The sequence below is a fragment of the Bradyrhizobium sp. 164 genome, from assembly GCF_023073715.1.
Lineage (GTDB): Bacteria > Pseudomonadota > Alphaproteobacteria > Rhizobiales > Xanthobacteraceae > Bradyrhizobium.
In genome coordinates, this window is record NZ_JADPKA010000029.1 from 192,841 (window position 1) to 204,703 (window position 11,863).

At 63.8% G+C, this 11,863-nt stretch carries 11 protein-coding genes and 1 pseudogene; 5 read left to right on the forward strand and 7 right to left on the reverse strand.

Features of this window, described 5'->3' with window-relative positions; all coding sequences use genetic code 11:
• Positions 1 to 35 precede the first annotated feature (35 nt).
• Positions 36 to 143 (reverse strand): annotated as a pseudogene (locus IVB01_RS12070) (IS110 family transposase); the annotation flags it as partial.
• 457 nt (positions 144 to 600) lie between these two features.
• On the opposite strand from IVB01_RS12070, the gene IVB01_RS12075 reads away from it, so the two are divergent.
• Positions 601 to 2,463: a response regulator transcription factor gene (locus tag IVB01_RS12075; protein ID WP_247420683.1), complete on the forward strand. Its 1,863-nt coding sequence runs from the start codon at positions 601 to 603 to the stop codon at positions 2,461 to 2,463.
• A 271-nt stretch (positions 2,464 to 2,734) separates the two neighbouring features.
• Here IVB01_RS12075 and IVB01_RS12080 read toward each other — a convergent pair whose 3' ends face one another.
• From IVB01_RS12080 to IVB01_RS12095, 4 genes are all read right to left on the reverse strand, one after another.
• Positions 2,735 to 3,172: a nuclear transport factor 2 family protein gene (locus IVB01_RS12080; RefSeq protein WP_247277050.1), complete on the reverse strand. Its 438-nt coding sequence runs from the start codon at positions 3,170 to 3,172 to the stop codon at positions 2,735 to 2,737.
• Positions 3,173 to 3,330: 158 nt separating this feature from the next.
• Positions 3,331 to 3,615, reverse strand: a complete 285-nt coding sequence (locus IVB01_RS12085; protein ID WP_247277051.1) for a hypothetical protein — start codon at positions 3,613 to 3,615, stop codon at positions 3,331 to 3,333.
• A gap of 69 nt (positions 3,616 to 3,684) precedes the next feature.
• Positions 3,685 to 5,070, reverse strand: a complete 1,386-nt coding sequence (gene chrA, locus IVB01_RS12090) for a chromate efflux transporter (RefSeq protein ID WP_247450876.1) — start codon at positions 5,068 to 5,070, stop codon at positions 3,685 to 3,687.
• Complete coding sequence (locus IVB01_RS12095) at positions 5,070 to 5,888, reverse strand: chromate resistance protein ChrB domain-containing protein (protein WP_247277053.1); 819 nt, start codon at positions 5,886 to 5,888, stop codon at positions 5,070 to 5,072. The genes chrA and IVB01_RS12095 overlap by 1 nt, the downstream gene beginning before the upstream one ends.
• A gap of 197 nt (positions 5,889 to 6,085) precedes the next feature.
• Here IVB01_RS12095 and dmeF point away from each other — a divergent pair, with 197 nt between their 5' ends.
• The 3 genes from dmeF to IVB01_RS12110 all read left to right on the forward strand — a co-directional run bounded on the left by dmeF (position 6,086) and on the right by IVB01_RS12110 (position 9,016).
• A complete protein-coding gene (gene dmeF / locus IVB01_RS12100; RefSeq protein WP_247277054.1) occupies positions 6,086 to 7,054 on the forward strand; it encodes a CDF family Co(II)/Ni(II) efflux transporter DmeF in 969 nt (322 codons plus the stop codon).
• Positions 7,055 to 7,126: 72 nt separating this feature from the next.
• Positions 7,127 to 7,957 (forward strand): N-acyl homoserine lactonase family protein, encoded by an 831-nt coding sequence (locus tag IVB01_RS12105; protein WP_247277055.1) that lies wholly within the window; start codon positions 7,127 to 7,129, stop codon positions 7,955 to 7,957.
• 180 nt (positions 7,958 to 8,137) lie between these two features.
• Positions 8,138 to 9,016, forward strand: a complete 879-nt coding sequence (locus IVB01_RS12110; RefSeq protein WP_247277056.1) for a DMT family transporter — start codon at positions 8,138 to 8,140, stop codon at positions 9,014 to 9,016.
• Here IVB01_RS12110 and IVB01_RS12115 read toward each other — a convergent pair.
• Both IVB01_RS12115 and IVB01_RS12120 read right to left on the reverse strand, forming a co-directional pair.
• Complete coding sequence (locus IVB01_RS12115; RefSeq protein ID WP_247277057.1) at positions 9,013 to 9,204, reverse strand: hypothetical protein; 192 nt, start codon at positions 9,202 to 9,204, stop codon at positions 9,013 to 9,015. The genes IVB01_RS12110 and IVB01_RS12115 overlap by 4 nt on opposite strands.
• 31 nt (positions 9,205 to 9,235) lie before the next feature.
• On the reverse strand, positions 9,236 to 10,393 hold the full coding sequence (locus tag IVB01_RS12120; RefSeq protein WP_247277186.1) for an MFS transporter: 1,158 nt from the start codon (positions 10,391 to 10,393) through the stop codon (positions 9,236 to 9,238).
• A gap of 177 nt (positions 10,394 to 10,570) precedes the next feature.
• On the opposite strand from IVB01_RS12120, the gene IVB01_RS12125 reads away from it, so the two are divergent.
• The gene (locus IVB01_RS12125) at positions 10,571 to 11,830 is read left to right on the forward strand and encodes an adenylate/guanylate cyclase domain-containing protein (protein ID WP_247277058.1); all 1,260 of its coding nucleotides are present in this window, start codon (positions 10,571 to 10,573) and stop codon (positions 11,828 to 11,830) included.
• Positions 11,831 to 11,863 lie beyond the last annotated feature (33 nt).

Here is an 11,863-nt window from a genome sequence, read left to right on the forward strand (position 1 = left end):
ACCCTATACCCTTGGGGATGGGAGGCGTGACCACTTCTGCGCAGCACGATGGCAGCGCGGTGATCATGACCCACGAGGTGGAACGAATTCTTGCCAATACCGATGCCGATCACTGCGATCGCTGCATTGAGGTTCTGAGACATGGCGTGCTCCTTGCCTTGAGCGCCCCTTGCCACCTTCTCGCAGTGGCGGGGCTGGAGCACAGCCGGACCATCCCATGAGCGGACGGTTTGCTCATCTCGTTCTGCCCACACTGTGATTTCCTATCCGATGGGCTTTCTGCCGGCTACGAGGGCCATCGATCGGCTGCAAGCACGAACATCATCCGATTGCCGTACTAATCTACGGGAACCAAGAGGATTGTTGTGCGTTGCCGGGCTGCTCTTGAGTGTCACTCCGTTCAATCTAGCTCGCCTCTGCTGGGTGACTTAGGACGGAAGGCCGGGCGAGGTAGAGCAGGTGCTTCGTATCCGACTACTGATAGCAGATCGTCGTCCGATCGTTCTGCAGGGTTTTGGGACGCTACTTGCGGCGGAGCGTGACTTCGAGATTGTTGCGTCATGCACTAATGGAGCGGCTTGCCTCGAAGCAGTCCGGAGGTTGACGCCAGATGTCGCCCTTTTGGAGGACGGATTTTCTGACGTGACGGCTTCTGAAATGCTCGCCGCCGTTACTGCGGAAAACCTTCCCACGCGCTTGGTATTCTACACAGCATCGGTTGCGCGAGGCGATATCGCTGACGCCGTCGCGGCGGGCGCCTGCACTGCGATTCCGATGCGCGAGGAGCCCGAAACCTTGTTCCGGTCCCTGAGGCTGGTGGCACCGACCGCCGATCGGGCGGCTATCCGCAAGCCCGGCAAGGGCGCGTGCGGCGAAAATGGACTTGCAGCGTCGACGGACCTGGAGCGCAAGATCCTACGTCTGGTCGCCTGCGGTATGTCGAACAAGGAGATTGCGCGCCAGCTCAACGTCGCCACAGGCACGATCAAGGCGCGAGTTGATCACATGTCTGCGCAGTCTGAGATCAAAAACCGAACCGAGCTCGCAACGTTCGCCCTATCGCGCCTTTACGGCAGGGTCGGCGCGCTTGCAGCTCTGATTTGGGCAGCGCTGGACGACGTTCAGCCCGCGAGCGCGAGCGCAGTTCATCATGCGCTTACCGATAGTGTCACGGTAATGGCCGCAGACGACACCGGCGCTGTCGTGACCATCAAAATCAGCCCCCCAAAAACGACCGCGGCTTCGGGTAAAACGGCCAGAGCCGTGGGTAAAGCCGATCGTGCCGAGAACTCTGGAGCTGACATCCCGACGCGGGGCAGCAAGCTCATCGAGTCCCGCGCCGATATTGCCGCCAGCACGATCACATCGCCGGCACTCAACCCTCCAAGGTCAAGCATCAGTGACTTTGGCGGGTTTATGCTCATGGCGGTCGGAGTTTCGATTTACGAACTCCTTAACAGTCCTGCGCAGGCGTTCACTTTTTGGGATAGCTTTGCGTCGGCTGCCGAAAACGCCACCAGCGAATTGGGCGCCCTTAATATGCCTGGCAGCGCCGATGCGACCCTAAACGAGTTGGAGAACCTAGCCCGGCTTAATCCCGAAGGCCGCCATGAATCATTCGTTTTCGAGGCTGGCCGAAGCGATGCCATCGGCAAAAGCGACGAGCATCAGATCGTCGATGCAGCCGCAAGCGAGCATAGCGTAGGCGCCGGCGGCAACCCTCACGTCGGATCCGGCGCCATCGACGCTCCGATCGATCATAGCGGCTTCGAGCAGGCGGCCGCGACGGACGCGTCGAGGAATGCCGAACACGGCACAATACACGCGACCGCAGCCGACGGATCCAATGATGAACAATCGCAGCGTGATTTGCATGTTTCGGAACAGGGAGCAGCAGCCGGTAAGCCACACGCCGGAGACGGGCCACCGGGAGACGATCCAGATCATGGACAATCGCAGCGTGATTTGCATATTTCGGAACACGGGGCAGCAGCCGATAAGCAGCCCGCCAAGCACGACTCAACCGGACACGATTCTGACTGGGGGCAATCGCATCGCGACTTAGACGCTTCGGAGGAAGGTTCCGCAACTGCCGATCAGCACGCCAAGGACGATGTACAGAGTAGCCATTTCAATTCCGGCCAATCGCAGGCTGACTTGCCCAAGGTGCCCATAAGCGGTTCTAAAACTCTGCATGCGGGGCCGGACCAGAATGCAACGGCAGCTGCGCCCCAGTTCGAAGATTCCTTTCATTTCAAGAATGATAGGGCAGAGGTCAGAGTTTCAGAGAATTCTGGGAACGGCCACGGACCGGATGCAGTGGAATATACTCTGCACGATGCCGGAAAAAATGGACTGGCGCTAATTCAGGATGCGGACCTGATTGGCCCTTCGCACGCCGAGCAAAGCGCCCTTGATCACGCAAGCGTTGAGCACCATCTGACGCATGATTTGTTTGTGTAGCTTACTCGGCGCCTCGCTAGCGTCGGTACTGCTGCTTTGAGCGTTGCCGGCGCGTCCGCAGCGTCTGCTTCTAGGCCCTTAGCCGCCACGCAGCCCTGTCGGTTCAAGTCGCGTTCCGGCAGCAGCTTCTAAGGGCGAATCGGAAGTCGTCCCGCTTGGTCATCATCGACGGCTTGCGACCCACCCCGGACATATCTTGCACCGGGACAAGTAGCCCTTCTGAGTGTCCGGTAAGGCCGCCGCCTCACCGGACTGATCAGCTTCGACCGCTTTAGTTGAATGTTTGCAGCCTCAATTTGAGCGATCCATCGGCTTGGCGTTCGAATACGTGCATCGCCAGACCACCCAATGGAGACGGCTTGCCCTCCTTGTCCTTACCCGTGGCACTCCACTTGGCTGTCCCGAACACAACCTTGTCGTCTCCGCCGGCGTCAATCATCTCCAACTTGTGACCCGTCACGCCGTTCGCGAACAGTCCAGCAAAGAAACTCTCGATCTCAGCCGGACCTGACGCCACCTGATGTGTAGGCGGCATCAATTTTGCCGTCGCGACATAGGAAGCGCCGATGGCTTTTGCGTCGTGCTTGTTGAATGCGGCATCCCAAGAGGCGTATGCCTTCTCCACATCCCCCTTGGCATCCGCAGCCAGCGAAATCCCTGGCGCGCCAAGCAGACAAATGACTAGTGCTGATGTTTGAGCCAACTTCATAGGATACTCCTCTGTTGGATAATGCCTTTCCCGATTGATCAGATTATCAGTCCGGTCGTCCGGCGCGGCTGCGCTCCCGCGGGCATGACGACACCGTCGCCGGTCGCGTTGTGGCCGGCCATTGGTTCATTAAGGAAGAGGTGCAGGCGATGGTAACTTCAATGACGCCGTTCACCTCGGGAGTCCGTATCGCGCGCCATGGCACCGCTGATGCAGCCGGTCACACATGCGCCGAACTTCAACCACCACGACCAGTTTTGCGAAGGCATATTGATCATGGCTGGTTGCCCGAAGACTCCATCCAATAGCTCGCGGAACAGCAATTCCGGGCAACTACCGTCAACCACGTTGACGAATGGGAGAGAGCGCCGGCGCACAGTACGTAGGCCGGAAATCCCTGCGCTGGTCACGGTGTAATTCGCCATTTTGGGCAAGACCGCCATGTAGCGCTGTCGCCTTCAACGTCGCCTTCCGATGGCAAGTCGGGCGCGACGGACTCGTGGGTGCAGGCCCTAAATTACCCCCGCTAACCGCATCGCCACGCCCGCGGCACAACTGCCGGCGAGAACTGTGAGCATGCCGAGCTTGAACCGGAAGATCGCGGTGGCCGCTGCAATCGACAGCACCAGCGCCGGCACGTCGACGCTCGTCAGCACCGGCATGTCGAAGTCGAACGGGAAGGCGGTCACCGGCACCGTGGCGCGGAACAGCGTGTGCAGCGCGAACCAGATCGAGAGGTTGAGGATCACGCCGACAACCGCGGCGGTGATCGCACCGAGCGCGCCGGCCAGTCCCGTGTTGCCGCGCAGGCGCTCGATATAGGGCGCGCCGAGAAAGATCCAGAGGAAGCAGGGCGTGAAGGTGACCCAGGTCGCGAGCAAGCCGCCAAGCGTTGCCGCCAGCATTGGCGACAGGCCGCTCGGGTCGCGGTAGGCGGCCATGAAGCCGACGAACTGGAGCACCATGATCAGCGGGCCCGGCGTGGTCTCGGCCATGCCGAGGCCGTCCAGCATCTCATGCGGCTTGAGCCAGTGATAATGCTCGACCGCCTGCTGTGCGACGTAGGCCAGCACGGCGTAGGCGCCGCCGAAGGTGACCAGCGACATTTTCGAGAAGAACAGTGCGATCTGGCTGAACACATTGTCTTGCCCAAGAGCGAGCAACAACCCGATCACCGGTATCAGCCAGAGCGCCAGCCACAGCGCGCCGACGCGGATCGCGCGCGCCGTATTGGGCCGCACGTGCTCAGGCACAGCTTCGCCGAGCATGCTGTCGATCGCGGCGCCGCTGCCGCCGTGGCCGTGACCAGCCGGTGCGAATTCCGGACGGCCAGCGCGCGCGCCGGCATAGCCGATGATGCCGGCGGCGATGATGATGATCGGGAAGGGGACCGCGAAGAAGAAGATGGCGACGAAGGCCGCGGCCGCGAGCGCGATCATGATGCGGTTCTTCAGCGCGCGCTTGCCGACGCGGACCACGGCCTCGACCACGATGGCGAGCACGGCGGCCTTCAGTCCGAAAAACAGCGCCTCGACGAAGCTGACATTGCCGTAGGCGGCGTAGACGTAACTCAGGCCCATGATGGCGATGATGCCGGGCAGGATGAACAGCCCGCCCGCCATCAGCCCGCCGGCGGTGCGATGCATCAGCCAGCCCACATAGGTCGCGAGCTGCTGTGCTTCCGGTCCCGGCAGCAGCATGCAGTAATTCAGCGCATGCAGGAAACGGGCTTCAGAGATCCACTTCTTCTCCTCGACCAGAATACGATGCATCACCGCGATCTGGCCCGCGGGCCCGCCAAAGCTCAGGCAGGCGACGCGGAGCCAGACACGAAAGGCCTCATTGAAGCTGACCCCGTGACCGGCGTCAGCTCCTGCTTGAACGTTGCGGATATCCATTACGCCTTCACCTTGTTGGTCGGCCAGTTGTGGGTCTCGGTGGTGGCGTCGCGGCACCAGCGGTAGAAGGCGTCGTAGAGCAGCATGCCGGCCTCGAGCTGCGCGAGGTCGTCGTCATACATGCGCGATAGTCCGAGCGAGGCCGCGAGCAGGCCCGGCGCTTCTGGCGCGAGATCAGGCCGCGCGGTGTCGGCGCCGCGCACCAGCGTCGCCAGCCGGAGCAGGGGTGGCGAGGCGATCCCGAATTCCTCGATCATGACGTCGAAGGTGCAGAGCTCGCCGCGGTGGCTCCAGAACACGTTCTCAATGTCGAAGGGAGCTGCATTGAACCGCTCCCCGACGCCGATCACCTCGGACGGTGCCACATACAGGAACACCGCATTGGGATCGACAAAGCGGCGGATCAGCCAGGGGCAGGCGATGCGGTCGACCTTCGGCCGGGCCCGCGTGACCCAGACAGTGCGCCCTCTGGCATCGCGCGGCGGCAGCTTGCGCGTGTCGAGCAGCGGCAGGTTTGCCGCTTTCCAGCCCTCGAAGCCGCCCTCCAGCGTCTCAGCCTCGACGCCGAGCTGGCGCAGCCACGCCGCCGCGCCCTGCGCGAGCTTTTCACCGCGCAGGCAGGAGACGATGGCCCGGCGGCCGGCGAAGTCGCCGCCCCAGTCCGTCACCTTGTCGTGACTGAGCTTAATGGAGCCTGGGATCAGCCGCCGGTCGACGGCAAAATCCTCCTCGGTGCGCACATCGATGAGGGCCGGGCTGTTCGCGGTGCCGACCAGCCGTGCCAATTTGTCAGATGAGATGGTCGTGAAAGTAGACATGATGCGTCCTCGCAAGAAACGAACGGGACGCGATGCTTGGGCGTGTCGCCTCGTGGGGAGATCGCTCAAATCCCCATGGCGCCGATTACAGCGAAACTAAGCAGGACTGTCAATCCGCGGCACGATTGGGCCTTAGAAAATCGCGCCTCGGCGGTCTATACTGCAGGCCGACAGACCTGAATCTTCTGGAGAATTCGATGCATTCCCACTCCATCGAACAATGGACCCATGACCACGCCTTTCTTGGCGACAAGCACGACGAGAACGAGCGGCGTACCTGGCTCGTGGTCGTCCTGACGCTGGTCATGATGGTCGGCGAGGTCGTCGCCGGCTCGCTGTTCGGGTCGATGGCGCTGCTGGCCGACGGCTGGCACATGGGCACGCATGCGGCGGCGCTCGGCATCGCCGCCTTTGCCTATCGTTTTGCGCGCCGGCACCTGAAAAATGCGCATTTCACCTTCGGCACCGGCAAGTTCGGCGATCTCGCCGCCTTCTCCAGCGCGATCATCCTCGGCCTGATCGCGATCGAGATCGCCTATGAGAGCGTGCTGCGGCTGATCACGCCGGTGCCGATCGTCTATGGCGAGGCGATCGCGGTCGCCGCGCTCGGCCTGTGCGTCAATCTCGCGAGCGCGTGGCTCTTGCGCGGCAACCACGATCATCATCACGGCCACAGCCACGCCCATGATCATCACGACGATCATGACCACGACCAGGATGATCATGGCCATCACCATCATCATCACGACAACAATCTTCGTGCCGCCTATGTGCACGTCATGGCGGACGCAGCGACCTCGGTGCTGGCGATCGCAGCACTCGCCGTCGCGATGTATTCGGGCTGGGTCTGGGCCGATCCAGCCGTCGGGCTGATCGGCAGCGCCGTGATCGCGAGCTGGGCGTTCGGCCTGATCAAGTCATCGGGGGCGGTGCTGCTCGACGTGCGCGCCGACGAGAAGCTGGAGCGGGTGATCCGGGCGCGGATGGAAGTTGGCGACGACCGCGTCACCGATTTGCATCTGTGGCAGGTGGGGCCCGGCCATTGTGCCGTGCTGCTCTCGGTGGTGTCGGACCAGCCGAAGCAGCCGGCCGTCTACAAGCGGCGGCTCGCGGGGCTAAAGGGCCTCAGCCACGTCACGGTCGAGGTCGAGACCTGCCCGCATTGATTTGCTTGACGGGAATTGCGCGAACGGGCCGGGGTTGATCCTCGGTCTTCGCCCTGTACGGGAGGAACAACAATGATGCCCAGGATCAAGCTCGCGCTCGCCATCGCTGCACTCGCTCTGCCCGGCCCTTCGGCGCTGGCGCAATCGGAGAAGACCGGGGTCGAAAAGCTCTACGTGCTCAATTGCGGCGAGGGCACCGCCGGCGACATCTCCCGCTGGACGCCTGGCCTCAACGAAGGCAAGACGATGGACTTCGTCGACAGCTGCTATCTCATCAAGCACGCCAAGGGCTGGTTCCTGTGGGACACCGGCATTGCCGATTCCGTCGCCGCGATGCCGAATGGACTCGCGCCCGCCGATCCCAAAGCCGTCACTTGGCGCCGGCCGAAGACGCTTGCCGCCCAGCTCGAACAGCTCGGGCTGAAGCCCGACGACGTCAAAGTGGTGGCCGTCTCGCACACGCATCCCGATCATACCGGCAATGTCGAGCTGTTTCCGCAGGCCATGCTCTACGTGCAGAAGGCCGAATATGACTGGCCCGGGCCCAACAACGCGCCGCGCTTCAAGCCGTCGCATCCGGTCGAGCTGCTCGCAGGCGACAAGGACGTGTTCGGCGACGGCAGCGTGACCATTCTATCCACGCCCGGCCATACGCCGGGACACCAGTCGCTGCTGGTGAAACTGCCAAAAACCGGCGCGGTGATCCTGTCGGGCGATGCCGTCCACTTCAAGGACAATTGGGACAACCGCCGCGTGCCGAGCATGAACGTCAACAAGGACCAGAGCGCGGCCTCGATGCAGAAGATTGCCGACACGCTCGCCAGGGAAAAAGCGCAGCTCTGGATCAACCACGACAAGGCCCAGCGCGACAGCCAGAAGATGGCGCCCGAGTTTTACGAGTAGAGCGTTTTCGAGCGAAGTGGGCACCGGTTCGCGCCAAGAAAACGCGTCAAAACAAGCATCCAGAGCTTCCGTTCCGATCGCATCGGACCGGAAGCGCTGGGCGTGTGAAGAAGCTGCTGCCACGACGATGGCAGCAGCTTCGTGCTAGGCCCGCCAAAAGCTCCGCGACAGGAGACAGCGGTGGGCGAATGGGCCGGGGTTGCGATCGCGCTGGCGTCGAGCAGCCTCGGTGGCACGGCGGCGGCTATTACCCGCTATCTCGTGGGCGGCGCCGATCCGATCATGCTCGCGATCCTGCGCTGGGGGATCGGCTTTCTCTGCCTCGTGCCATGCGCGCTGCTGCTTGGCGTGCGTTGGCCGCAGCGGTCCGATTGGCCGACCGTGGCGCTGCTCGGCATCTGCTTCTTCGGTCTGTTCTTCATCCTCTACAACATCGCGGTGTCCTACACGACCGCTGCCCGCGCCAGTCTTGCGCTCGCGACGCTGCCGCTTCACACGATGGTGGTGGGGGCGCTCCTTGGCGTCGAGCGGCTGACGGTGCGGAAGATCATCGGTGTCGGCATCGCCGTGCTCGGCGTGGCGGCAGCGCTGGCTACCGGCCTGGCGCACAGTCCGCCAGGGGCCTGGCGCGGCGAATTGATCATGACTGCAGCCGTGTTCTGCATGGCGTTCTACAACGTATTGTCGCGTCCGTTGATGCAGCGCTCGAGCGCGCTCGGCTTTCTCACCGTGGGCATGGGTGCGGGTGCCGTCGTGCTGGTACTGGCGGGTCTGGTGAGAGGCAGCTTTGCGGCGCTCGAGCACTTCACCACGGCGCAGTGGATTGCCGGCATCTATCTCGGCATTGGCGGCGGCGCACTCGCCTTCATCCTCTGGGTCATGGCGCTGGAGCGGGCAACGCCGACTCGCGTCGCCAACACGATGACGATCAATCCGATCGCCGCCGCTCTGCTTGCTGCGCTCCTCATCGGCGAGCCGATTACGGCTCATCTGCTTGTCGGATTGGTTGCGGTGTTCGCCGGGATCTGGATCGCGACCAGCGAGACGAAGCCCGCCTAGCTCCGCGGGACGGTCACCGTGGGCGGACTCGCTTCCGGCGTCTTCTTCGGCTTCAGCGTGCCGGCATAGAACGAGAGCAGCCAGACCAGCAGGACGGCGAGGAGATAGACGCCCCAGGCCTGGGGCGCCGTGGTCGCCCAGCGCAGGAGGCCTTTGAACGTGCGTGGCGGGCCGGGGTCTTCGCTCATGGCCCGCTTGTGCGCGAAAGGGGCCGGGCGGTCAATCCGGGCGCGGCCCGGCACGGATCAGGAACAACGCCGCCAACGCCGACAGGCTGAGCGCGGAGGAGACGATCAGCACCTTGGCCCCCATGATGTCGATCAGCAGACCGAAGGCGAGCGGCGCCACCGCCTGCGCCATCCGCGCCGGTGCGCCGATGATGCCGAGACGGTAACCAAAGTCCTTTGGTCCGAAAATCGCGAGCGGCAGCGTGCCGCGCGCGATCGTCAGGATACCGTTGCCGGAGCCGTGGAACAGCGCAAACGCGCTCGCCGCAGCGCCGCCGAAGATCGCGACGACCACCGCGCCGATCGGATGGGTGAGGCAGGCGAGCCGCGTCGACCACAGCGGATGGAAACGGCTGAGGAAGCCCGCCTCGAGCATGCGCGCGCCGACCTGGGCCGGGCCGATCAGCGCGCCGGCCGCGATGGCTTCGACGGGTGTTGCGCCCGTCGTCTCCAGGATGCGGGGGAAATGCGCGGCCATCGCGCCGGTGACGGTCCAGACCGCGGCGAAGATGAAGGCCAGCAGGATCATGGTGCGGTCGAGCGGCAAATGCGGCTTCTCGGCGGTCGCCGCCGTCTGCCTCGCACCCCTGATCACCGGCAGCATGAAGAAGTTGAGGGGCAGGCCGATCAGGATATTGGCAGCCGCCCAGGCAAAGCAGGTCTCGCGCCAGCCGATATGGGACAGACCCCAGGCGGTGAGCGGCCAGCCGACCGTGGAGGCGAAGCCCGCCATCAGCGTGATGCCGGTGATGGGCCTGCGCGCCTCGGTGCCGTAGATGCGCCCCAGAGCGGCGAAGGCGGCGTCATAGAGGCCCATCGCCATGCCGACGCCGAGCACGAGCCAGGCGATCGCCATCACCGCCACCGAGTGCGAGAGGCCGAGGAGGACGAGGCCGGCGGCGATGGTCAGGTTCGAGGCCGAAAGCACCTGCCGTCCGCCGACGAGATCGATCTGCCGCCCGATGCGCGGGCCGAGCAGCGCCGCGATCACGAGCGAAGCCGAGAACGCGGCAAAAATCCAGTTGGAGGAAATGCCGAGGTCGTGCGCCATGGGATCGGCGAGCAGCGCCGGCAGATAATAGCTGGAAGCCCAGGCCAGGGTCTGCGTGGCGCCGAGCGCCAGGATGATCGGAAGCTGGCGCCGGCTCATCTGCGCGTGGCTCCGATTCTTGCCGACAAGCTCGTCATTGTGGGCATCTGCCGCGCGCGCGGCGAACACGTCAACCGCCCCTGCGACATATTCGATCTGCAAGGGATGGGAGCCTTGCGCACGGCCCGCGCGTGGCTCGCGCCTTTCGCTCGTCACGAATGCACGCCATAATGGCGCATGCAATTGACCTCGCGCCTCGAATTGATGAACTGGATCGCCGGCCAGGGCCTTACCAGCCTGCCCGAACCGGAACTGCTGCGTGGCTTCTGCGAGCGCTGCCGCGCCGAGGGGCTGGAACTATCGCGCGGGCTCGTCGTCATCGACACGCTGCATCCGATTTATGAAGGGCGCGGCTTTCGCTGGAGCGACCGGCCGAGCAACGAGAGCGATGCGTTCGAATACGGCTCGACTGCCGAAGGCGATGCAGCCAAGAGCTGGCGCCGCTCGGTCTTCTTCCACATGCTCGAGCACGGCCACGACGAGATGGTGATCGATCTCGCCGACGCGCCGTCGCTGGATTTCTCGCAGATCGGCGAGCTCGCCGAGAAGGGGCACAAGCACTATCTCGCCTTCGTGCATCGCTTCGGCGAGAACGGCGCGCTCGGCCTGATGGATTGCCTCTATTCCTGCTGGACCACGCGTCGTGACAGCGGGTTCTCCGAACCCGAGCTCGAAGCCCTGCGCGATCTGGTGCCGGTGCTGGGGCTCGCGATCAAATCGGCACAGCAGGTCGACATCGCCCGCACGCTCGGCCGCGTCTATCTCGGCCGGGACGCCTCCGAGCAGGTGCTGCGTGGACGTATCTCGCGCGGCGTCACCGAGCGCATCAACGCCGTGCTCTGGTATTCGGACTTGCGTGGCTCGACCGGGATCAGCGAGAGCATCGGTCCCGACGAGATCATTCCGTTCCTCAACGACTATGCGCAAGCCGTGATCGACCCGATCCACGATGCGGGCGGCGACGTGCTGAAGCTGATCGGCGACGGCGTGCTTGCAATGTTCACCGGCGAGGACATGGCGGCGGCGCGCCGCGCCGCGCTACGGGCGGAGCATCTGTTTCGCAAGAACGTCGCGGCGCTGAACGCACGCCGCGCGGCCGACGGTCGTCCCACCACGTCGGCCTATATCGGTCTGCATGTCGGGGAGGTCTTCTACGGCAATATCGGGAGCGAGGACCGGCTCGACTTCACGGTGGTCGGACCGACCGTCAACGAAGTCAGTCGCATCGCCTCGATGAGCCGCTCGGTCGATCGCGAACTGCTGGCGTCCTCGGAATTTTACAAGGGCCTCGACACCGCCGGCCGCCGCTATCTCGTCTCCACCGGCCGTTACGCGCTGCGCGGCATCGGCCGCGCGCAGGATCTCTACACGCTCGATCCCGACGTCGATGTCAGCGAGCCGGTGACGGGGAGCTACGAGCGGTATCTGGCGGGCTAGGTGATTTCACCAGTCATTCCGGGCTCGATGCTC

What these genes read in the sequence shown, in the direction of transcription:
- IVB01_RS12095 (WP_247277053.1), bottom strand. Translation starts at nt 5,888, where the DNA reads ATGTCTACTTTCACGACCATCTCATCTGACAAATTGGCACGGCTGGTC.
- IVB01_RS12125 (WP_247277058.1), top strand. Translation starts at nt 10,571, where the DNA reads ATGCAATTGACCTCGCGCCTCGAATTGATGAACTGGATCGCCGGCCAG.
- IVB01_RS12085 (WP_247277051.1), bottom strand. Translation starts at nt 3,615, where the DNA reads ATGGCGGTCTTGCCCAAAATGGCGAATTACACCGTGACCAGCGCAGGG.
- dmeF (WP_247277054.1), top strand. Translation starts at nt 6,086, where the DNA reads ATGCATTCCCACTCCATCGAACAATGGACCCATGACCACGCCTTTCTT.
- IVB01_RS12080 (WP_247277050.1), bottom strand. Translation starts at nt 3,172, where the DNA reads ATGAAGTTGGCTCAAACATCAGCACTAGTCATTTGTCTGCTTGGCGCG.
- chrA (WP_247450876.1), bottom strand. Translation starts at nt 5,070, where the DNA reads ATGGATATCCGCAACGTTCAAGCAGGAGCTGACGCCGGTCACGGGGTC.
- IVB01_RS12115 (WP_247277057.1), bottom strand. Translation starts at nt 9,204, where the DNA reads ATGAGCGAAGACCCCGGCCCGCCACGCACGTTCAAAGGCCTCCTGCGC.
- IVB01_RS12120 (WP_247277186.1), bottom strand. Translation starts at nt 10,393, where the DNA reads ATGAGCCGGCGCCAGCTTCCGATCATCCTGGCGCTCGGCGCCACGCAG.
- IVB01_RS12105 (WP_247277055.1), top strand. Translation starts at nt 7,127, where the DNA reads ATGATGCCCAGGATCAAGCTCGCGCTCGCCATCGCTGCACTCGCTCTG.